Here is a 21,390-nt window from a genome sequence, read left to right on the forward strand (position 1 = left end):
ACCGGGAGAAGGTTGCAACTGCCGGTGCCAGCAAGGAGGTCGCAGTCAGACCTCAAAGACATCCCCCGGCCCGGGCAAAAAAGCCCGGATCGACGCCGCAGCCAACTGCCGGCCAATTTCCCCGCCCCGTTCCCGGCGCAATTCCCGCCGCACATGCACCACGGCCAGGGCCTCGGCCCAGGCCGACTCGGCCAGGGCCAGCGCTTCGGGCACCGACCCATGTCCGGCGACGCCCGCCTCAAGGCCGTATCCCTCCTGCACCACCAGGGCGCAGCCCGCAGCCAGTTCCGCCCCGGCCGCAGTCGCCGCCCCGTCGCCGCCATAATACAAGGCCCCAAAGCGCGTCGTCAGCCGCAGCCCCAGACACGGAGCGCCGTGTCCGGTCAGGGCCGCCTGGGCCGCAAAGCCAGCCACAGCAAAAGGTTTCCCCGGCCAGGCGGTGATGCACCGAAGCTCAAAATCAAGCGAGGCACGCAGATTCGGATAGGCCAGATCCGTCACCGTCGCCACCTTGTCCGCCACGCCCTCGCCGCCATGCACAAATAGCGGTCGCACCCGCCCTTGCTCCTGCAACCGGGCCAGCAGATAGGGCAGGCCGAAAAAATGATCGCCGTGAAAATGGGAAATCCACACCGCATCCGGGCCGTCGCGGCGATCCGCTTCCGACACGCCCGCGCAACTGAAAAAGGCCGCAGCAGCCGTAAAGCCGCAGTCGAGCAACACCGAGCGCCGACGCTCGCCGGTCATGCCGACCAGAAACAAACTCGTATTGGGCAGCGCCTCGTCAAAGGCCTCACCCACGCCGACAAACGTCACCCGCATGCCCGAACATCCTCCAACGCCTTGCAATATGCAGGACTTTTCGCCAAGACAAAGAAAAAGCTGCGGCCCGCCGACGCATCAGCCTGACGCTTCGCTGCGGCGCGTAACCGAACACTCCCAACCGACCAAAAGGAAGCCCCCATGCAGCGCCGCGTCACCCAGATCGAAAGCATCCGGGTTCTGGCCATGTTCGGCATCTTCTTCTACCATCTCTGGACCGTGCTGCCGGACGGCGGGGCGCAAAACCCCTTCGGGCCCATCCTTGGCGACATCATGAGCCAAGGCTACCTGGGTGTCGTGGTCTTTAACGCCATTACCGGCTTCGTCCTCACCTTGCCCCACGCCAATCCCGGCGGCAAGCCGCCCATGGCCTACTTCGACTTTTTCCGCCGCCGCTTCGGCCGCATCACCCCGCAATATTACCTGTCCCTGGCCCTGTGGAGCGTCGTGGCCCTCGTGGCCGGCTCCATGCCCCTGGCCGCTTTGGGTGCCTGCGTGGCCGAAAAGCTGTTTTTCGTTCAAACCTTTGATCCGGCACGCTTTTTCTGCCTGGAACCGGCCTTGTGGTGGATGGGGCTGCTCGCCCAATTCTACCTGACCTTTCCGCTGCTGCTGCGCCTTTTCCAAAAATACGGCCCGGGCCGGGCCACCGCCGGCTGCCTGCTCTTTGGCTGGGGCTTATGGTTCGTCCTGACGCAGCTGGCCAAAGTCAGCTCCACCGCCGCCCTGCTCGATTACATGCTCTATTTCAACCTGCCCTACCGGCTGCCGGAATTTGCGCTGGGCATGGCCTTTGCCCTGGTCTGGAAAGCCCGGGCCGCCGCACCCCGGGACGGTGATCCCGAAACCGGCATTCCGACAAGCTGGCTGCTCGGCTTTTTGGCCGCCGCCTACTTCGGCCTGCCCCTGGCCATAGTCTTTAAAGCCCACTTGCAGGCCACCCTGGCCCATATCCTGCTCACCATCACCTGCCTGGGATTGGCCGGATCACTCTTCTCCTGGCCGGCCATGGCCCGACTCGGAGCCAAACCCGCCGTCTCCCTGGCCGCCGCCACCTCCTACAGCTTCTATCTGCTCCACCAGCCCATCCTGGGCTACGGCGCGGATATGCTGCGCCGCCTGCACCCCTTCGCCGCCATGTGCCTGCTCGCTGCCATCAGCTTGCCAGGTGCCTATTACCTGTCGCTCTACCAGGATCGCCTCGTGGCGAAATTTGAGTCGAGAGGAAAATAAAGAGAGAAAACAGGAGACAGAAAAGAAGAGAAGATGCCTCCGGCGGCCGGGGGGATGATCCCCCCGGACCCCTGCATCTGGAGAAGTTTTTCAAGGGGCTTTTGCCGCTGGCTATCAATTTGGTCGTCTGGGGACTGGGGAAGCTGAAAGAGGCGCTTGACGGCGACCACCGTTGCTCCGGCGGACGAAAGGGTGCTCGCCCAGAGCAACGTAACAACCGCTTGAATCATGCCTTCTGCCTTTCCAGGCGAACCGGGTTGGCGCACTTGCGGCCGCCGTGCTCCCCGCGCTTCGCGGGGTGCGTCGGCGGCCGTAAGTGCGCCAACCCATGCGGCACAGCCGCCAAGCGCGCAAGCGCTCCCGCGCCAACCGTCTTCACGCGTTCCCGCTTCCCGCAGCAGTCCCTTACCCCGCCCCAACTCCCGCCCCCAAGCGGGGGGTCCGGGGGGATCATCCCCCCGGCGGGTCCAGGGCAGAGCCCTGGCAGGGTCTGGGACAGCGTCCCAGCGGGGTCTGGGACAGCGCCCGGCAGCGCCGCGACAGCAGCTCTTTTTCTCGGCCGTCCCTGTTCTCGCAGGCTTAAAATTCGGGGCCAAGTTCAGTCAGGGTCACGACATCGACGCGGCTGTCGCGTTCTTTGGCCCAGAGTTTGAGGGCTTCCAGGGTTTCGCCGTAGGGATGTCCGATGGCGATGGCCCGGCCGTTTTTGACGGCATTGCGTTCGGCGGTTTTGAGTTGCCCCAGGATGGTGCGGACGTTTCGGACATTGTCGAGGAAGACGGCGCGCCGGTAAAACGGCACGCCGGCCTTGCGGGCGGCTTCGGGGGCGGCGCTTGTGGCCGAGGTGACGGAATCGAGGAAGAACAGGCCCTTTTCCTTGAGCACGCTCATGACGGCGGCCATGCCTTCGGGATTGCTGGTAAAGGTAGAGCCCATGTGGTTGTTGATGCCTTTGACGTGGGGAACCTGGGCGAGATTGTCGGCCAGGAGGGATTTGACGCGTTCGGGGTCCATGTCAATAAAGACTGCCCCGGGACCGGGGTTGACGCGGGGGTAGGAGCCGGGCTGCATGGGTTGGTGCAGGATGATTTCCAGGCCCTGTTCCGTGGCCATGGCTTCGACGGACCGGGTTCGGGGGCGATTGGGCAGGATGGCCAGGGTGACGGGGAACGGCAATTCGGTGAGATTTTTGGCCATGACCGGGTGATCGCCAATATCGTCGATGACCACTACCATGCGGGGATTTTTCCCGGCATCGCCGGCCACGGGATGGGCTTGCGGCTCGGGTGGAGCCGATTCGGCAGACGGGGCGGCGGGTTGGGCCGGCGGTTCCACCTTGCCGCGTATTGCATGCCCGGGGGGACTCTGTTCGGGTTGTCCGGCCTGAGGCGGCAGATGCTCTTCGTAATGTACGGCAGACGGCTGTTGCTGCGGCGACTGTTGTTGCGGTGGTTGCTGCTGTTGCTGCTGCTCCTGCTGTGCCGGCGGCTGGTTCTGAGCCTGGGTCTGGGCCTGGGCTTTGGCCTTGGACAAGGCTCTGGCCAGCGTCAGCGCGTCCTCTTGGGGCTGCGGCTGCACTAGCGGCTGTGCCGGCGCTTGCGGCTGTGCTTGTCCCTGGGCTTGAGACTGCGCTTGCGGCTGCCCTTGCGGCTGGGGTTGCGACTGGGCTTGCCCCTGAGGCACGGGTTTGCCGCCAGCGGTCTTTTTCTTCTCGACCACGGATTTCGGGGCAGCGGTTTTAACGGCCGGCGTGCCGGTGCGCTCAATGGGCGGTGGCGGGAAAGGGCCGAAGAACATGACCGCGAGCACGACGAGAGTGGCGGCCAGGGCCAAACCGGCCACGGTCGTAAAAACAGGTTTGCCGGAGAGAACAAAACGACGGTTCTCTCCGGCTTTGGCGCTCTTGGGAGCCTTGCCCCGCCCCTTGCCTTTGGCAGGTTTGGCGGGTTTGGCGGCTCCCTTCTGCGATGGGCGCTTTTTAGGGGGTGTAGGTTTTGATGGGGAAATACTTCACCAATTCCAGAGCGAGTTTTAACTGATTGTCGCGAGCGAGCTGATCGATCATTTTCTGTTTCGGATCGTCGGCCGCATCAGCCGCTTTCTTTTTCTTGTTTTCCAGATGGCGCGTGAGATCGCGTTCCCGGAACTGGTGGTTGGCCGAGAGTTTGTCGCGATCAGATTCGGTATCCTGCAGGGGCACCATGAAGTCGGGTTCGATGCCTTCGGCCTGGATGGAGCGGCCGTTGGGCGTGTAGTACAGCGCGGTGGTCAGCTTGATGCCCGAACCGTCGGCCAAGGGGATAACGGTTTGCACCGAACCTTTGCCGAAAGTTTTTTCGCCGACCAAGAGGGCCCGCTTGTGGTCTTTAAGGGCACCGGCCACGATTTCCGAGGCCGAGGCGGAACCGGCGTTAATGAGCACCACCAGCGGCGCGGCCATGTCGGCACCGTCGCCCTTGGCGGTGAATACTTTTTCCTGTTCCTGGTTCTTGCCCTTGATGGACACGATCTGGCCCGTGGGCAGGAACACATCAGAGACGTTGACGGCCTGATCCAGCAACCCGCCGGGGTTGTTGCGCAGATCGAGAATAGCGCCTTTGAGCTGCTTGCCGCCCTTTGGGTAGTCGGCCAGGGCCTGCTTAAGCTCGGCAGTGGTATTTTCATTAAAGCGTGTCAGGCGGATATAGAGGTAACCGGGTTCGACCTCATTGCTTTTCACGCTGACAATCGGGATGGTGTCACGCACCACTTTGACTTTGAAGGGCTTTTGCTGGTCCTTGTGCACGAGCGTCAGGGACACGGCCTTGCCTTTGGGGCCACGAATCTTTTGCACCGCGTCAACCAGGGTCATATCCTGGGTGGATTCGCCTTCGATTTCCAGGATGACGTCGCCGGCCTTGATGCCGGCCTTGTCGGCCGGGGTGTCGTCGATGGGCGAAATGACCGTCAACCGGCCGTTTTCCATGCTGATTTCAATGCCGATACCGCCGAATTCGCCAGAGGTGCTGACCTGCATCTCCTTAAATTCGTCTTTGGACAGAAAACTCGAATGGGGATCAAGCTGTTGGAGCATGCCAACGATGGCCCCATCGATGAGTTCGTTGCGGGTAACGGGCTTGACGTAGTGGTTTTCCACCAGATCCATGACCTGGCTGAAGCGCTTGAGGGGGGCAAACCGATCTTCCTCGGGTTTCGCGGCAAAGGCGGCGGAGCCAAGGGTCAGACAGACGGCCAGGGAACACGACACTTTGGTCAAAAGACGCATACCATCCTCCACGAAACATGACGGACAAAATCAGCGGCCGGGGCAGGAAGATCCCCTCGTCGCCGGCCACAAGCTACGCCCTAGCGCCTGACGGCAAGCCACTCCGCCGGATTAAGGGCTTTTTCCCGAAAACGCAATTCGAAATAGACGCCGGGTGCGCGCGTCTGGTTGCAATACCCGCTGCGCCCGAGGGCTGCCTCGCGGGGGACAGCCTCGCCAACGGACACGGTACTCTCGCTAAGGCAGGCATACACCGTATGGCAACGGTCCTCGTGGGTCAGGATCACCACGCGTCCAAGGCCGCGCAATAAACCAGTAAAAACAACCCGGCCGGCCGCAGCAGCGGTCACGGGCGAGCCTTCGGGCACAGCGACGACGATGCCCTGGCGGCCCTGCCGGCTGGCGGCGGAAAAGGGGGTCAGCACGTTCCCCGCCGCCGGCCAGGACAATCCGCCGGGGGGCGGCGTAAATACTTTGGGGCCGTCATGGTCTGGCCCGTCACGGGCCTCCGGGGCAGCCTGACTGTTCGAGAGGGTCGGGAGGGCCGGGGTTTGCGGGGCGATTGTCGCGTCCAAGGCCTGCCCGAGCACGGCCGCGCCGTCGCGCTCCTGGGCGTTGGTGGCGCTTTCGAGCTCCCGCACCCGGCTGCTGACGGCCTCGGAAAAGGCCGTATCCGCTTCTTTTTGCCCGGCCAAAAGGCGCAAAGCGGCTGCGTCGCGGGCCACACGCCCGTCCCGGACCCTGGCTGCGGCGACCGTAAAGGCTTGCCGCGCGGCCAGGGCTTGCGCATACAGCGCCCGGGTCCAGACATAACGCCGGTCGGCCTCGGCCCAATCGGCCCCGGCCAAACCGCTTGAGGCCAGGGCCTCGGCGCGCAACGGCCACAAGGCGGCCAAGAGGTCCGAAAGCCGGCGGGCCTCGGCGTCGCGGGCCGCCTCCAACGCGGCCAACTGCCTGGAAAGACGCACGGTCTCAGCCTCGCCGGCCGCCAGCCTGACCCGGGCCTCGCTTAGGCGGGCCTGGGGCGCACGGGGGGCGGGCGGTGCCGGTTTTCGGGCCAGGGCCGGGGTCGCCGCCAAAGCCAGGGCAAGCAGCCACGCGGCGAGAACGGCTTTCACGGCAAAAACCGCTCTAACGGACAGGCCTCGCATTTGGGCGTCCGGGGCCGGCAGTAGGCGTTGCCCACCCGCACGAGTAAGGCGTGAAATTCATTATACAGGCCCACCTCAGCCGGCAGGGCGTCCATGAAGAGGTCGCGCAGTTCGTCGTAGCCGGCCTCCTCGGGGGCCAGCCCATGGCGGGAACAGATGCGGGCGGTGTAGGCGTCCACCACGAAGCTTGGCAGGCCCAGGCCGTAGAGGAGGATGCTGTCGGCCGTCTCCGGCCCCACTCCCTTGACCGCCAGCAGGCGCTGCCGGGCGCTGTCCAGACCGGACGCGGCCAGGGCGGTGATGTCGCCGTCCAACTCCGCAACGATCAAGGCCAGCAGATTTTTCAAACGGCCGGTTTTGACGCGAAAATGTCCGGCCGGGCGCAATAACGCCGCCAATTCCGGCTCAGGCAGCGCGTGCAGGGCAAAGGGATCGAGCTTGCCCGCGTCGCGGATATTGGCCAAAGCCCGGGCCGCCCCCTGCCAGTTGGTATTTTGGGTTACAATAGCACCCACAGCCATCTCGAAGGGCGAGGCGGCCGGCCACCAGCCGCTCGGGCCGAGGGCGTCAAGCATGGCGCTAAACATATTTAAAAAAAGAGTGCGGCGCTTCATGATCGGTTCGGCGGCGTCCTTGGGTTGGGGCAATGCTCGGGTATCTTAGCAAGATTTGCACCAATGGCGCAACCACAAGGCCGGCCACGGCTGCAACCGGACCGGTGTCCAAAAAATGACGCGGCCTTAGACATACTCCCGGGGATTAAGCCCCAGCAGGCAAAAGACTTCATAGGCAATGGTGCCCCACCACGAGGCCAGGTCGTCGGGCGCAACCGTCCCCGGTCCGTCTCCGCCGAGCAGATGGATCACGTCGCCGGGGCGCACATCGGCCAGGCCCGTGACATCCACGGCGGTCAACTGCATGCACACCCGGCCCAGGATGGGCACGCGCCGGCCGGCCAGACACATAAAGCCCTGGTTGGACAGCCCCCGGCTGTAGGCGTCGGCGTAACCGGCGGCCACGATGGCCACCCGCATGTCGCGCTCGGCCACAAAGGCGCGGCCGTAGCTGATGGAAGCGCCACGGGGCAGATCGTGCACCGAGACGAGGCGCGTGACCGTTTCCATGGCCGGCAGCAAGCCCCGGCCCAGCCCCTCGTGGTCTGACCCGGCAAAAGGATTGACGCCGTAAAGCGCTATGCCGGCCCGGCGGGCGTCGAAACCGATACTGCCGGCATGGGCCAGGATGCCGGCGGAATTGCACAGCGAGGCCCGAAAGGTCAGGCCGCCGCGCCGCAGCGTCTGGCAGATCCGGGCAAAGCGCGCCCCCTGCTCGGCCACAAAATCAAAGGCCGCCGGATCATCGGCCGTGGCCAGATGCGAACTGACCATGGCCACCTCCAGCCACGGCGTTGCCCCGATCACTTCCGCCAACTTTTCGGCCTGGGCCTCGGTAAAGCCCAGGCGGGCCATGCCGGTGTCGAATTTGAGCGCCACCCGGGCCGTGCGGCCCATGGCCCGGCACCGCTCGGCCAGACGAGACAGTTGCTCAAAATCGTGGATAAAGGGAATGAGCCCTTTTTCGATGACCAGTTCGTCGTCCTCGGGCAGGACCGGCCCGAGCAGGGAAATAATTGCTGCGCTACAGCCGGCGTCGCGAAGGGCCGCGCCCTCGGCCGCAGACCCGATGGCAAAGCTCTCGCAGCCGGCCGCCGCCAGGGCCGTTGCCGTGGCAATAAGGCCATGCCCGTAGGCGTCGGCCTTGACCACGGCCACCACCTGGCCGCCGTTTTGGCGCAGCAATTCGTAATTAGAAACGATATTGGCAACCCGGACCCGGGTACGCAGATAGTTGTGCTCGATGGGCATGGCAGGCTCCTTTCCATGGTCGGACCCGAACGTATCTACCCCCAACGGCAGTGGTTTTCCAGCCGAATCAACGAGACTGGCCGAGGGGCGAGAAAGCGCGTATAAAAGGGGGCATGTCAAACGCCCTGACCCATCGCACCATTCGTATCCTGCCGCCGGAACTGCAAAATCAGATTGCTGCCGGCGAGGTGGTGGAACGCCCGGCCAGCGTGCTCAAGGAGTTGGTGGAAAACAGCCTCGACTCCGGGGCCAGCCGCATCGAAGCGGCCATCGAAGGCGGCGGGCGCACTGCGGTTATCATCCACGATGACGGCTGCGGCATGACGCCCGAAGAGCTGCCCCTGGCACTCACCCGCCACGCCACCAGCAAGATCGCCTCCATGGCCGAACTGGAAACCATCGCCAGCTTCGGTTTCCGGGGCGAGGCCCTGCCGAGCATCGCCTCGGTGTCGCGTTTTCAGATCACCTCGCGCCACGAGGCCTTTGAGGAAGGCGCGTTTGTCACGGTGGAAAACGGCCGCATCGTCGAGCGCGGCCCGGCCGCCCTGGCCAAGGGCACGCGCATCGAGGTGCGCGACCTGTTTGCCGCTGTGCCGGCCCGGCTCAAATTTCTCAAATCCGAGGCCGTCGAAACCAAACGGGCCACGGAACTGTTCTGCCGGGCAGCGCTCAATCGCCTGGACGTGGCCTTCAAGCTCGCCGTGGGCGGGCGCACCGTGCACCGCTTCCCGGCCGGCCAGACCCTGGCCGCCCGGTTGGCCGGCATCTGGCCCCCGGCGGTCATCGACGATCTGTTTCCCCTGGATTACGCCTCCGACGGCGTGCGGGTCACCGGCCTTCTCGGCAAGCCGCTCAAAGCCCAGGCCAAGGCGGATCGCATGTATTTCTACGTCAACGGCCGCCCGGTCCTGGACCGGGTGCTGTTGGCCGCCGTGCGCGAAGCCTACAAGGGCCGTCTGTTGGCCCGGGAATACCCCCAGGCCGTTATCTTCATGGAGATCGAGCCGCAGGACCTCGACGTCAACGTCCATCCGGCCAAGACCGAGGTGCGGTTTCGCGAAGAACAGGCCGTTTTTCTCCATCTGCGTCGGGCGGTGGGTGCGGCCCTGGACAAGGCCATGGTGCTGCGCGCAGTGCCGGCCCCCCAGCCCTGGGTCAAGGCCGATGGGCAGGCACCGAAATTCTCCAGCCGCCGCGATTTCCTGGACGAACTGGTGCGCAGCGACGCACCGGCCCCCCATGAGACGACCCCGGCCGGCCCGCGGGCGCACACTGCCGCGAGCGTGGCCGAAGCCCCAGCCGCCCCGCTCACGTCCTTTTCCGAGACCCTGCCGCCCCTGCCCGGTGCCGACCAAGGGCCGTTGCGGGTGGGGCAAGCGCCGGGGCAGCGTGGAGCAACCCCGGCGGAGCTGCCGCCAGAATCGCCAAGCCATGCGGCCCAGACAGCGACGGACAGGCCCCATGCGGGCCAGACAGCTTCAGGCCAAGGGTATGCGGACCGGACAGAGCCGGGCCAAGCCTATCCGGGGCAAACCTATCCGGGCCAGCCGCGGCCGGGCCAAACCCAGACCGGCCAGCCGCGCCATTTCGATCCGCCGGCCGTGGCCCGCCGCGCCGCCGCCCAAGCCGGCGCCGGGACAGACGACGGGCGGGAAGCAGACGCCCTGCGGGCCAGGACGCCCGAAGAGCTGGAACCGGCCCTGCCGCCCGGGGTGCGCTATCTGGGCCAGTTCGACGACACCTATCTGATTGTGGATTTCGGCCGGGAGCTGGTGCTGGTGGACCAGCACGCCGCCCACGAACGGGTCATCTACGCCGCCATGGAGGCCACCGGGTCCCGGGGGCACAGCCGGCCGCTGGGCCTGCCCGTGGAAATGGCTCTGCATCCCTCGGAACAGACCCGGCTGCAAACGCTTTTTTCCGAACTGCGGGCCATGGGCTTTCTCGTCGAGACGCCGCGACCGGGGGTGGCGGCCATTGTCGGCGCGCCGCCGGGCTTAACCGTCGGCCAGGCCAAGGAATATCTTGGCGCGGCCCTGGCCGGCCAGTCCAAGTCACTCAATGATCTCTGGGTGCTCATGAGCTGCAAGACGGCCATCAAGGCCGGCACGCGGCTGACCGACGACGAGGCCGTGGCCCTGTTGGCCCAATGGGCCAAGGCCCCGGAACGCGACTACTGCCCCCATGGCCGGCCGGTGACGGTGCGCTTTGGCCAGCGCGAAATGGAAAAGATGTTTAAGCGCCGCAAATAGGCCGTGGCCTCCTGCCCGGGCCGGGAAAACCCCGCTCGCCCGCGCAGGAGGCCGCGTCAATCCAGCCCCCGCCCGATGGACCAAGAGCCGGACCCGGCTGGGTGCCGCTAGAAAATCAGAATCGTATAGCCTTGTTCCGTATAGCCGGCCATGCCCGGATGGCCGTGCATGTCGTCAAGCAGGACAAGCCCCTCGGCCAGACAGGCCTCCTGGCTGCCGAGCTGATGGGAGCAGGCCCGGCAGGCCCCGGCGAACAGCCCAAGGGCCTTGGTCTGTTCAAAGAGTCCATGCATGGGATGGGCGGCCTTGGCCAACTCGGCCACAAGCTTGGTCGCCTCCCCTTCCAGCACCACCTTGGCTTCGTAGCCCTTTTCCCGGTAGTCGATGGCGTTTAACAGCACATGCACAAAACACGACACATTGCCCTGGAAGGCAAAGAGCACGACTTTTTTATCCACGGTTTTCTCCTTTGCGGCCAAAGACCCGGCAGCAGTCCTCAGACCTTGCCCACCGGGGCCAGATACAGGGTGAACTCCGTCTCGCCGTCAAGCCCGAGGAGCCTGTCGCAGGCTTCCTGATCATAGGCGGCGATGGCGCAGGTGCCGGCCCCCACGGCCTCGCAGGCCAGGTATAGATTTTGGCAGACATGGCCGGCGTCGAGAGCCATCACCTTGTAAGAAGCCTCGGCGTAGCGCCATTCCATGCGCTCGGGCAGGGCGGTCCAGAAAAACGTGGCCGCGCCCCGGGACACAAAGCCCTGGTTATAGGCGGCCAGGGCCACTTCCTCGTCCAGATGCTCCAGGCGGGCGGTTTCGACAAGCGCATGTTCCACCGGCAGATACCGGTACAGGGCCGGCTCCAGGCCCCGGACGCGGTAGACGGCCAGATAGGTCTCAAAGGCATGGCGACAGCCGGCCGAGGGCACGGTGCGAAGCCCGCCCGATTCGCCCGGAGCCTTGCGCAGCCCTTGGGTCGCCCACAGGAGAAAGGACAGCTCGTCCATGGTAAAAAGCTGCTGGCGAAAGCTGCGGTGGGATTTGCGCCGGGCAATGGCCTCGGCCACGGACACCGCGCCAACGCCGGTCCATTCCCCGGGCCGGGCCAGGGGTATCAGCGCCGCGCCGGCCGGATACGGCTTTTGCAGAGGCGGCGGCGGCAGCCCCTGATTCTGGGCCGTCTGGGAAAAATCCACCATCTTTCGGATGGTATCTTTTAAAAAGAACTTTAAGTTCACGTTCATAGGCGCTCCCGGCGTCTCGCCTGCCACTGCTGCGCGTCCTTTATCTGTCGGCGTGCCGTCGCCCATCTCGTGTGGCGTTCGCTCATTGCCGCTATGGTTATCCAAGCATTAACACGTTAAATTTATTATTTTTATTCACAAAAAAAACATAAATGTTTTTTTGTGAACGCGACACTAGGCATACCCGGCCAGGATATCGGCCAAAGCGGCCTTGTCCGGCTCCTGTACAGCCAGAGGCGTCGGCGGCAAGGGGCCAAACGCCGGCCGGTCGCTTTTCCAGAGCACGCCCAGGGGAATGCGCTCGCCAAATTCCATGGCCCGGGCCAAAGCCGCCTGGCGGTCGGTGGGATCATGCTCCTCGCCAAGCCGGTAGCAGCGCTCCTTATACCACGCATAGGTGTTGACCTTGTTAAAGGAAACGCAGGGCTGGAGCACATCAATCAGCGAAAACCCGGGATGGCGCACGGCGGCAACAATCAGCCCGGTCAGATGCTCGATGTCGCCGGAAAAGCCCCGGGCCACAAAGCCCGCGTCCATGGTCACGGCCACGGCCAAAGGATTAAAGGCAGCCGACGGCGCGCCGTGGGGCTGGGTCTTGGTTTTCTGGCCCTTGGGCGTGGTCGGACTGGCTTGCCCTTTGGTCAGGCCATAAATCTGGTTGTCGTGAACGATGGCGGTGATGTCGATATTGCGCCGCACTGTGGCCAGGAAGTGGTTGCCGCCTTCGCCGTAGGAGCAGCCGTCGCCGGATTCGGCCAGGACGGTCAGTTCGGGATTGGCCAGCTTGATACCCGTGGCCGCCGGCAGGGAACGGCCGTGCAGCCCGTTAAAGACATTGACCCGGATATAATGCGGCGCCTTGGCCGCCTGTCCGATACCCGAGGAGAAAACCACCTTGTGGGGCGGCAGGCCAAGCTCGGTCAGGGCCGCAACGACCGCTGTTCGGATGGAGAAATTGCCGCAACCCGGGCACCAGGCCGTTTCGAATGCGCCGTACGAATTTGCCGTGGTCATTGGCCTGCCTCCGTGAGCCTGTCCAGGATAAAGGCCGCCGTGAACGGCAGCCCGTCGTAGCGCCTGACCAGGGCATTAAATACAAAGCCCGTCTCCCGGCGAATGAGCCGGGCCAGTTGGCCGGCACAATTGCCTTCCACCATGACCGTGCGCCGGGCCGCTGCCAATGTTGGCAAAAAGGCATCCGGGACCAGCGGCCAGACCTGGCTGAAATGGAGCACGCAGGCCGCCTCGCCGCGCTCGCGCAAGACCTCGGCCGCTTCCAGGGCCGCCCCCAGGGTGGAGCCCCAGCAGGCCAGCAGCGTGGCCCCGGCCGGATCGCCGTACACATCCGGCGGCAATGCGGCCTGGGCCAGCCCGTCGGCTTTGCGCAGGCGCTTGTCCTGCATGGTCACGCGCACGGCCAAATCCTCGGTCAGATGCCCGTCCGGGGTGTGCTCGTCGCTGTCCAGGACCACAAGTCCTTCGGTGAAACCGGGCAGCAGACGCGGCGAAACACCCGAGGGCGTGACCGCGTAGCGTTCGTACCCGGCCGTATCGTCCACATGGGTCAGCGGCCGGACAACCGGCGGCAGGGCGGTCAAATCGAAGGGGGCCACATCGCGCAAGGAATCGGCCAGAAACTGGTCGGTGAGCACAAACACCGGGGACTGGAACCGCTCGGCCGTGTCCACGGCCCGATAGGCCAGATGAAAGCACTGGCTCAGATCGCCCGGAGCGAAAATGGCCCGGGGAAATTCGCCGTGCCCGGCGTAGAGCACCAGATCAAGATCGGCCTGCTCGGTGCGGGTGGGCAATCCGGTGGCCGGGCCGGGGCGCTGGGCCACGACGACCACGACCGGGGTTTCGAGCATGCCGGCCAGGGACACCCCCTCGACCATCAGCGCAAAGCCGCCGCCCGCCGTGGAAACCAGCGGCCGGGCTCCGGCCGACGACGCGCCAAGGGCCATGATGATGGCCGCGATCTCGTCTTCGGCCTGCTCCACGACAACGCCCATGGCGTCGGCCTGATCAATGATTGTCTGGACCACGGAAGTGCCCGGGGTCATGGGATAAAAGGAGCAGAAATTGACGCCGGCAGCCAGCGCGCCCAAAGCCAGGGCCTCGTTGCCATTCAGCATCAAACGGGAGCCGGTCTTGGCCGGCGGGGCCGGACAGGCAAAGGCGGCGTTCTGGGCGGCGGTCCAGTCCATGGCCGCGGCAAAAACCGCCAGATTGGCGGCAATGACCGCTTCGCCCTTGTGGGCGAATTTCTCCCGGATCAGCCCGGTGATCCAGGCCGGATCAAGGCAGAGCAGCGCCCCGAGCACACCGAGGGCGGCCATGTTTTCATAGAGCGGCTTGGGGCACAGGTTTTTGTAGGGGATGCCCAGACCGGGCGCACCGTCAAGGCCGGTCGCGGCATCGGCCAGCACCAGGGCGCGCGCCGAGAGTTTGCTGCGGTGGATGGAGAGTGTTTCGGCGGAAAGCGCCACCAGCAGATCGATGGAATCGGTTGGGGCGCTCACACGCTCGGGGTCCAGGCGGATGGCAAAGGTGTTGTGCCCGCCCCGCACGCGCGACTGGTAGTCCTGGGTAACGACAATGGCGTAGCCGGCCCGGATAAGCGCCCGGGCCAGAAATTCGCCCACGGTGACCAGTCCCTGGCCGGCCGCGCCGCCGATGACGATGTTGACGGATACAGCAGCCATACACACTCCCTGTCGGCAAAAAAACAGGCCGCCCACGCCGGGCGCGGGCGGCCAATGGCTTTCCCCTGCGTCCTCAAAGGGGCGCAAGGGCTTTAGGCAGTGACCGGCGGGACGAACACCCGAGCAGCCAGATCCTTGTCGAGCATAAACGCGCCGCCAGACGTCTGGTCCACCAGCTTTAACTTGGAGATGACGTCAGCAACACTGGACTCTTCTTCCACCTGCTCGTCGATAAACCACTTGAGAAACGAGGCCGTGCCGTGGTCGCGCTCCTCAAGGGCCATATCCATGAGCCGATAGATGCGGGCGGTAACGCCTTGCTCGTGGTCCAGCGCGTCTTCAAAGACGGCCAGCGGCGAGGCCCAGTCATGGGGGGGCGCGTCGATGGCCTGCAAAATGACCCGGCCGCCGCGCTCCACAATGTAATTATAGAACTTCTGGGCGTGGAACTTCTCCTCCTGGTCCTGCACATGCAGCCAGTTGGCAAAGCCCATCAGGCCCTTCTCCTCGAAGTAGGTGGCCATGGAGACATACAGGTAGGCGGAGTAAAGCTCCCAATGTACCTGATCGTTGAGAGCCTTTTCCATAGATTTCGACAGCATTGTTAGTCCTTTTTCCACAGTCCGTGCAGGTTGCAGTACTCACGGGCGGTAACCGTGGCCGCCTCAATACAGAACTTGGCCTCGGGAGCCTCGCCCGGCTTTAAAAAGGCCCGGTAGGCCTTGCCGTCGGCGATCAGCTCGATCCACTCGATGTAATGCTTTTCTTCCATGGGGTGGGCCACGGCACCGACCTTGACCAGATAGCCGCCGTCGATTTTTTCAATGACCGGGACGTGTTTTTCCTTGGCGGCGTCCACGGTATTCTCGGTCATCAGCTTCATGGGCGCGCCGCAGCAGACCAACTCGCCTTCCCCGGCATGGAGGACTTCGATGATGTTGCCGCACGCTTCACACTTGTAGATTTCCAGTTGTTTAGCCATGTCGTATACTCCTTTAAGTCCCCGATGGATTTATCCGTGGCTGGTTGGGTCGGGGTGGCCCAAACCGTCGGTGACGAGCAACGCAATCTCGTCCTATAAAACACTTCCGGGGGCGATAGGCAACCCCTGCGGCGGCAAGAGAGTGCTGCCGCTGTAAAGATTTACCCGGATTGGCCGATGAATAAGGCACGGGGAGCGTCCCGGGGAGGAAATCGCCATGTCCGTCATTCGAGCCTTTGCCGCCATACTGGCCCTTGTGTTCTTCGTTGCCGCCACCGAGCTCGGCCGGCCGGAGACGGCCGTTGCCGGCATGCCGGCTCCTCTTCCGACCACGCTCACCATCCGCGACGCCTCCCAACCGCCGACCCCTTCCACGCCGGCCAAGCCCTTTGTGTCCCGGCCGGTCAGACAGAAATCAAAACGCGCCAGAAAGCCCAGACGCCCGGTCGCGCCGCCCAAGTCGCAACAGCCTTCGGGCCTTGCGCCGGCCGACAAAAACCCCACCGCGCCCAAGCTCGAACAGCGATATCAGGCTCCCACCGAGTCCATCTATCCTCTTGAGCCCGAACCGGCCCCGGCCCCGACCCCGGCCAAGGCCCCGGAACCCAAGCCGGCACCGGCCGCCTTCCCGCCCGAACCGGCCCCGGCGAAAAAATAAGGAGACCGCCATGAAGCGCTTCCCCCCCTTGCCTCTGCTCCCCCTGGTGCTGGCGGCGCTGCTCTCCCCCATGCTCATGGGGGCGCTGTGCGGCTCGGGCAAAACCCCGCCCCCGCCCCAGTATCCCGATGTGGCCATGGCCATGGCTGCCGATCTCGACCGCCAGCTCGGCCCGCGCCTGGGCATGGGCACGGCCAACAACAGCCGGGGACTCTACTGGCTGGTCATCACCACGCCGGCCGACTTGAACAATCTGGAAAAAGCCTCGCCGCTCTCGCGCCTTGTGGGCCAGGAACTCTACGCCGCCTTTGTCGGCCTTGGCTACAATGTCCAGGAAATCCGCAAGGCCAGCGACATCATTTTCAACCGCAGCCAGGGAGAATTCATCCTCACCCGCGACACCAGGGCCCTGGCCACCAAGCGGGCCACGGCAACCCTGGTCCTGGCCGGCACCTACAGCGTGACCCCGGGCGGCGTGCGCTTTAATCTTGAAGTCATCGACGCCCGCAACAACAATATCATTGCCGCCTCCAGCCGCACCCTGCCCATGGACGCAACCGTCGGGGCCATGGCCGGCATGAGTCCCACGGCCTTTGTCGCGCCCACGGTTTCCACCACCGATCCGGCCAGCTTCGAGCGGGAAATGACCCCGTACATGAGCCGCCACTGGTAACCCTTCGTGGTTTGGGCCGGCGGGCCGGCCCAAACCACGGATCCGGACGACGGGCCGGACGACGCTTTGCGCGGCTTGCCAGGAGCGCCGCCATCCCCTATCGTCGGTGACCATACTGGTCTCGTAAGGATGGCAGCATGACCGACCACCGTCACGTCCTTGTCGTTGAGGACAGCCGCGTTCAGGCCAAAATCATTTCCCAGCACATTGCCGGGCGCACGCCCTTCCCAACCATCGTGGCCCACAGTCTGGCCGAGGCCGAAGAGGCCATGACCCAACAGCGCGAAGCCATCTTCGTGGCCATTCTCGACCGCAACCTGCCGGATGATCCCGAGGGGCGCATCGTGCCCCTGGCCAAATCCCTGGGCATCCCGGCGGTGGTCATGACGGCCAGTTTTTCCGAAGAGCTGCGCAAACGCCTGCTTGAAGACAATGTGGTGGATTATTTCATTAAGACCATGGCCGAGATGGAGGCTCTGGAACGGCTGATCGAGCGTTTGTACAAAAACCAGTTCGTGCGCGCCCTGGTGGTCGATGATTCCAAGTTGTTCCGCACGCGCCTGACCGGTCTTCTGGCCAATCTCAATATTGAAGCCCTGGTGGCCGAAGACGGCCGGGGAGCCCTGGAGACACTGGCCCAAAACGACGACGTGCGTCTGGTCATTACCGACTACAACATGCCGCATCTCGACGGTTTCGGACTTATCGAGGAAATCCGCACCACCAAGTCCAAAGAGCGGCTGGCCATTATCGGCGTCTCAGCCGAGGGCGGCGGCCAGACCGTGCGTTTTCTCAAGGTCGGGGCCAACGACTTTCTGGTCAAGCCGGTTGAAGTCGAGGAATTCACCTGCCGGGTGCATATGCAGCTCGACATCCTCGATATGGTGCAACATTTTCGGGAACTGTGCACCAAAGACTAGCCATGGCAACCGGGCCGCTTGCCTTTTTGCTGCGCCGCCGGTGGCGCGTGCTCCTCTGCGTTCTGGCAACCCTTGGGACGGTGGCGCTCCTGGCCGTGGGGCTGGTCGCCACGGCCCGCCTGCCCTTTCCCCTGGCCGCCCTGACGCCCCCGCCATCCACCGTGGTGGCGGCTCAAAACGGCCAGCCCCTGCGCCTGTATCTGGCCCCGGACGACGCCTGGCGCTTTCCGGTGCGTTTGGCCGGCGTGGCCCCCATCCTGCCGCAATTGGTCCTTGCCGCCGAGGATCGCCATTTCTACCGCCATCCCGGAGTCAATCCCCTGGCCCTTTTCCGGGCCGCCCTGGCCAATCTGGCGGCCGGGCGCGTGGTTTCCGGCGGTTCCACCATCACCATGCAGTTGGCCCGGCTGGCCCGGCCCCGGGAACGCACCCTGGCCGCCAAACTGGACGAAGCGCTGGCCGCCCTGGTGCTGGAACGCCGGCTCTCCAAAGACGCAATCCTCGAGCGCTATCTCAACATGGCCCCCTACGGCGGCAACATCGTGGGCGTGGGTGCGGCCAGCAGCCTGTATTTCGGCAAAACCCCGGACCGGCTGTCCCTGGCCGAGGCGGCGCTGTTGACCGTCCTGCCCCGCTCGCCCCTGCGCCTGGACCCGCTGCGCCATCCCGAGGCGGCCAAGGCGGCCCGGGACAGACTCTTGGCCGCGCTCTCCCGACGCGGCGTCCTCCCGGCCGCAGCAGCCAAGGAGGCCATGACGGCCCCTGTGCCCCGGGGGCTGGTGCGCCAGCCCTTTACGGCCCCGCATTTCTGCCAGATGGCCAGGGATCTGGCCGGGGACGCGCCGCGCATCGATACGACGCTCGACCCGGCGGCCCAGAAAACGGCCACGGACATCCTGCGCGGCCGCAGCGGCTGGCTGGCCGGCCAGGGTATCGGCAGCGTGGCCGCCGTGGTCCTTGATCCCCAGACCCGGCAAGTCCGCGCCCTTATCGGCGGCACCAACTGGTTTGGCGACCCCCGCTTCGGCCAGATTAACGGCGCAACCATCCGGCGCTCCCCCGGCTCGACCCTCAAGCCCTTTCTCTACGCCATGGCCATGGACCAGGGGCTTATTTTTCCCCAAAGCCTGCTGCTCGATATTCCAACGGGCTTTGCCGGCTACTCCCCCAAAAACTACGACGGGCTGTTTCTGGGCCGGGTCAGTGCCGAGCAGGCCCTTATCACCTCGCGAAACGTCCCGGCGGTACGCCTTTTAAACGAGATCGGGACTACCCCGTTTCTCGATCTGCTGCGCCGGGGGGGCCTGACCACCCTGGACAAGCCGGCCGCCCATTACGGCCTGTCGCTCATCCTTGGCGGCGGCGAGACAACGCTTTTGGCCCTGACCAATCTCTACGCCGCCCTGGCCGACGGCGGCCTGTACCGTCCGGCCGCCATCTTGGCCAAGAGCAAGCCCGTTCGCGGCGAGCGGCTTTTTTCGCCCGAGGCCTGCGCCCTGACCACCGACATCCTGACCCGGCTGGAACGCCCGGATCTGCCCACGTCCTGGGAGCGCGCCCTGGCCGTGCCGGCGGTGGCCTGGAAGACCGGCACGTCCTTTGGCCACCGCGACGCCTGGGCCGTCGGGGTCAGTGCCGGACACGTCATCGGCGTGTGGGTCGGCAACATGGACGGCACACCCATTGCCGGCATCTCCGGCGCGGTCCACGCCGGCCCGATCCTGTTTGAACTGTTTCGCGCCCTGGAACCGCACGGCTCCAGGGCCGCGGCCAAGACCGGCCTGGACATCGCCGAGATCGAGGTCTGCGCCGACAGCCGGCAACTGCCCGGCCCGGACTGCCCCAGGCGCGTCACCGCCAAGATCATCCCCGGCCGCACCCATCTGACCCCCTGCCCGGTCCACCGCCGGATGCTGGTGGACGCGGCCACCGGGGAGCGCTTAAGCGCCGAGTGCCTGGCCGGGCGCGAAGCCAAAACCGTGGCCGTGGCCGAGTATCCGGCCGAACTGGTGTCCTGGTGGCGCGCCACCGGCATCCCTTTTGAAACCCCGCCCCCCCCGGCCCCGGACTGCCCGGGAGCCGTCGGCGACGGCCCGCGTATCGTCTCGCCAAGCCCGGCCACGGTCTACACCGTGCGCCCCGACATCCCGGCCGAATACCAGCAGATCGCCCTGACCGCCGATGTCCCGGCCGCAACCACGCGCCTGTCCTGGTATGTGGACGGAGAACTCACGGCCCAGGCCGCGCCCGGCAAGCGGCTCTTCTGGCTGCCGACTCCGGGAGCCCACCGGCTGATGGTCTCTGACGAGGCGGGACGCAGCAACAGCGTCACCATACACGTGGAATAAATCCCCAAGGAGAGCCTGCCATGAGCGCTATTCTGGATTTCTCGATCTTCCCCCTGGACAAGGGCGACAGCCTGTCCGCCTATGTGGCCCGGGCCATTCGCATCGTGCGGGAATCGGGGCTGCCCTATGTCTTTTCGCCCATGTCCACGAGCATCGAGGGCGACTGGGATGCGGTGCTGGCCGTGGTCACCCGCTGCAAAGAAGAACTGGAAAAGGATTGCGGCCGCATCCATGTGGCCATCCGCATAGACTGGCGCAGCGGCCCGGCCGGACGGCTGACGGCCAAAATCCGGGCCGTGGAGGAAAAGCTGGGCCAGGATTGATTCCCGCGCCGTCCAAGCCGGCCAACGGACGGAAGATTTCAGCCCAACCCGTTGCCAAAAAACGGCCCCGACGCTACACTGGATCAAACGCGGCCGAGACGCCGGCCCCATGGCCGGTTCGGGGGCCACGTCCAGAAAAGACGCCCGGCGCGACAGCAACGCTTGTGCAACACCAAGGAGACGACCATGCTTGACCAACTGGCCCAGATCAACATGAGCATATACTTTCAGACAATTGTCTTCATCGCCCTGATGGCGCTGGTGGTCCGGCTGCACTGGAAGATCGGCTCCGTGCCGCATTTGCTGCTGTGCGCCGTCAAATACGGCGTGTTTGTCCTTATTTTCATTTATCTGTTTCTTAACTGGGCCAGCGACGTCAACCCGACTCTTCGCAATTCCAGCATTCTCATCATGACCCTGATCAATCTTTTCATGCTCTGGAACGCCATCGTCGCCGCCGTGGAACTGCCCTACCGCCGCGCCCTGACCAGTTGCGTTGACGGCGTATGCACGTCATCTGATCTGGAACAGGCCTTTTCCTCTGGCAAGCGTTTTTACAAGCTGCGCTATTTCTTCGCCGCCCTGACCAGCGGCTCCTCGCCCTGGCATTTCCTGAGCAGCATCGCTGCCGAGCGCACCCGCGACGATCTGCACCGCGTCTTTATCGGCCTTGATCCCAAGGCCTCGGTGTTTGGGGCCAAGCTCTATTTCCACTTCCTGCGCAACCAACTGGCCGCCGACAAATCCATGCCCGCTGACAAGCGTTCCGAGCGTCTGCGCGCCGTGGAAGCCCTGGGCCGCGACCCCTGGCTGACGGAAAAAACCAGCGATTTCCTGCATCACCTGTTGGCCGCGCCCGAAGACCTCCTTGATGCCGGCCTCAAGGATTCGCTCATCGACGAAGGCAAGATGGTCTGATGTCCCGCCGGCCCCGGCCCCGGCCCCGGTATCTG

Annotated in this window: 20 protein-coding genes; 8 read left to right on the forward strand and 12 right to left on the reverse strand. The window is 64.8% G+C overall.

The window, feature by feature from the left end; genetic code table 11:
* Window positions 1–45: 45 nt before the first annotated feature.
* A complete protein-coding gene (locus GTA51_RS02550) occupies window positions 46–822 on the reverse strand; it encodes an MBL fold metallo-hydrolase (protein ID WP_160958407.1) in 777 nt (258 codons plus the stop codon).
* Window positions 823–963: 141 nt separating this feature from the next.
* Between GTA51_RS02550 and GTA51_RS02555 the strand changes: the two genes are divergently transcribed.
* Window positions 964–2,055 (forward strand): acyltransferase family protein, encoded by a 1,092-nt coding sequence (locus GTA51_RS02555; protein WP_160958408.1) that lies wholly within the window; start codon window positions 964–966, stop codon window positions 2,053–2,055.
* A gap of 579 nt (window positions 2,056–2,634) precedes the next feature.
* On the opposite strand, the gene GTA51_RS02560 is transcribed toward GTA51_RS02555, so the two are convergent.
* The 5 genes from GTA51_RS02560 to alr form a co-directional block, all read right to left on the reverse strand.
* Window positions 2,635–3,897 (reverse strand): divergent polysaccharide deacetylase family protein, encoded by a 1,263-nt coding sequence (locus GTA51_RS02560; RefSeq protein WP_343039439.1) that lies wholly within the window; start codon window positions 3,895–3,897, stop codon window positions 2,635–2,637.
* Window positions 3,898–4,033: 136 nt separating this feature from the next.
* Window positions 4,034–5,320, reverse strand: coding sequence for a S41 family peptidase (locus tag GTA51_RS02565; protein ID WP_160958410.1), 1,287 nt, complete (start codon window positions 5,318–5,320; stop codon window positions 4,034–4,036).
* An 80-nt stretch (window positions 5,321–5,400) separates the two neighbouring features.
* Window positions 5,401–6,438 (reverse strand): murein hydrolase activator EnvC family protein, encoded by a 1,038-nt coding sequence (locus GTA51_RS02570; protein WP_343039440.1) that lies wholly within the window; start codon window positions 6,436–6,438, stop codon window positions 5,401–5,403.
* The gene (locus tag GTA51_RS02575) at window positions 6,435–7,085 is read right to left on the reverse strand and encodes an endonuclease III domain-containing protein (RefSeq protein WP_160958413.1); all 651 of its coding nucleotides are present in this window, start codon (window positions 7,083–7,085) and stop codon (window positions 6,435–6,437) included. The genes GTA51_RS02570 and GTA51_RS02575 overlap by 4 nt, the downstream gene beginning before the upstream one ends.
* 126 nt (window positions 7,086–7,211) lie before the next feature.
* Window positions 7,212–8,336 carry an alanine racemase gene (gene alr / locus GTA51_RS02580; protein WP_160958415.1) on the reverse strand — a complete coding sequence of 375 codons (1,125 nt, stop codon included), beginning with the start codon at window positions 8,334–8,336 and terminating at the stop codon, window positions 7,212–7,214.
* A 113-nt stretch (window positions 8,337–8,449) separates the two neighbouring features.
* Here alr and mutL point away from each other — a divergent pair, with 113 nt between their 5' ends.
* Entirely contained in the window at window positions 8,450–10,588 is a 2,139-nt protein-coding gene (mutL, locus tag GTA51_RS02585; RefSeq protein WP_160958417.1) for a DNA mismatch repair endonuclease MutL, read from the forward strand.
* A gap of 107 nt (window positions 10,589–10,695) precedes the next feature.
* On the opposite strand, the gene GTA51_RS02590 is transcribed toward mutL, so the two are convergent.
* The 6 genes from GTA51_RS02590 to GTA51_RS02615 form a co-directional block, all read right to left on the reverse strand.
* Window positions 10,696–11,046 carry a cytoplasmic protein gene (locus tag GTA51_RS02590; RefSeq protein WP_160958419.1) on the reverse strand — a complete coding sequence of 117 codons (351 nt, stop codon included), beginning with the start codon at window positions 11,044–11,046 and terminating at the stop codon, window positions 10,696–10,698.
* Between the two features lie 38 nt (window positions 11,047–11,084).
* Complete coding sequence (locus GTA51_RS02595) at window positions 11,085–11,828, reverse strand: SagB/ThcOx family dehydrogenase (protein WP_160958420.1); 744 nt, start codon at window positions 11,826–11,828, stop codon at window positions 11,085–11,087.
* 174 nt (window positions 11,829–12,002) lie between these two features.
* Complete coding sequence (locus tag GTA51_RS02600; RefSeq protein ID WP_160958421.1) at window positions 12,003–12,842, reverse strand: 2-oxoacid:ferredoxin oxidoreductase subunit beta; 840 nt, start codon at window positions 12,840–12,842, stop codon at window positions 12,003–12,005.
* Window positions 12,839–14,533, reverse strand: coding sequence for a 2-oxoacid:acceptor oxidoreductase subunit alpha (locus tag GTA51_RS02605; RefSeq protein WP_160958422.1), 1,695 nt, complete (start codon window positions 14,531–14,533; stop codon window positions 12,839–12,841). Before GTA51_RS02605 ends, GTA51_RS02600 begins: the two co-directional genes overlap by 4 nt.
* A gap of 92 nt (window positions 14,534–14,625) precedes the next feature.
* Window positions 14,626–15,135, reverse strand: coding sequence for a ferritin (locus GTA51_RS02610; protein ID WP_160958424.1), 510 nt, complete (start codon window positions 15,133–15,135; stop codon window positions 14,626–14,628).
* A gap of 2 nt (window positions 15,136–15,137) precedes the next feature.
* Window positions 15,138–15,515, reverse strand: a complete 378-nt coding sequence (locus GTA51_RS02615; protein WP_160958425.1) for a desulfoferrodoxin — start codon at window positions 15,513–15,515, stop codon at window positions 15,138–15,140.
* Between the two features lie 217 nt (window positions 15,516–15,732).
* On the opposite strand from GTA51_RS02615, the gene GTA51_RS02620 reads away from it, so the two are divergent.
* The 6 genes from GTA51_RS02620 (at window position 15,733) to GTA51_RS02645 (ending at window position 21,355) form a co-directional block, all read left to right on the forward strand.
* Window positions 15,733–16,173: a hypothetical protein gene (locus GTA51_RS02620; RefSeq protein WP_160958427.1), complete on the forward strand. Its 441-nt coding sequence runs from the start codon at window positions 15,733–15,735 to the stop codon at window positions 16,171–16,173.
* Between the two features lie 10 nt (window positions 16,174–16,183).
* Window positions 16,184–16,846 (forward strand): FlgO family outer membrane protein, encoded by a 663-nt coding sequence (locus GTA51_RS02625; RefSeq protein ID WP_160958428.1) that lies wholly within the window; start codon window positions 16,184–16,186, stop codon window positions 16,844–16,846.
* A 137-nt stretch (window positions 16,847–16,983) separates the two neighbouring features.
* Window positions 16,984–17,766: a response regulator gene (locus tag GTA51_RS21200; protein ID WP_160958430.1), complete on the forward strand. Its 783-nt coding sequence runs from the start codon at window positions 16,984–16,986 to the stop codon at window positions 17,764–17,766.
* A 2-nt stretch (window positions 17,767–17,768) separates the two neighbouring features.
* The gene (pbpC, locus tag GTA51_RS02635; RefSeq protein ID WP_160958432.1) at window positions 17,769–20,114 is read left to right on the forward strand and encodes a penicillin-binding protein 1C; all 2,346 of its coding nucleotides are present in this window, start codon (window positions 17,769–17,771) and stop codon (window positions 20,112–20,114) included.
* 20 nt (window positions 20,115–20,134) lie between these two features.
* Window positions 20,135–20,437 carry an MTH1187 family thiamine-binding protein gene (locus tag GTA51_RS02640; RefSeq protein WP_160958434.1) on the forward strand — a complete coding sequence of 101 codons (303 nt, stop codon included), beginning with the start codon at window positions 20,135–20,137 and terminating at the stop codon, window positions 20,435–20,437.
* A gap of 186 nt (window positions 20,438–20,623) precedes the next feature.
* The gene (locus GTA51_RS02645) at window positions 20,624–21,355 is read left to right on the forward strand and encodes a hypothetical protein (RefSeq protein WP_160958436.1); all 732 of its coding nucleotides are present in this window, start codon (window positions 20,624–20,626) and stop codon (window positions 21,353–21,355) included.
* The last annotated feature ends 35 nt before the right edge of the window (window positions 21,356–21,390 follow it).

This window comes from Solidesulfovibrio aerotolerans (assembly GCF_009856865.1).
Taxonomy (GTDB): Bacteria; Desulfobacterota; Desulfovibrionia; order Desulfovibrionales; family Desulfovibrionaceae; genus Solidesulfovibrio; species Solidesulfovibrio aerotolerans.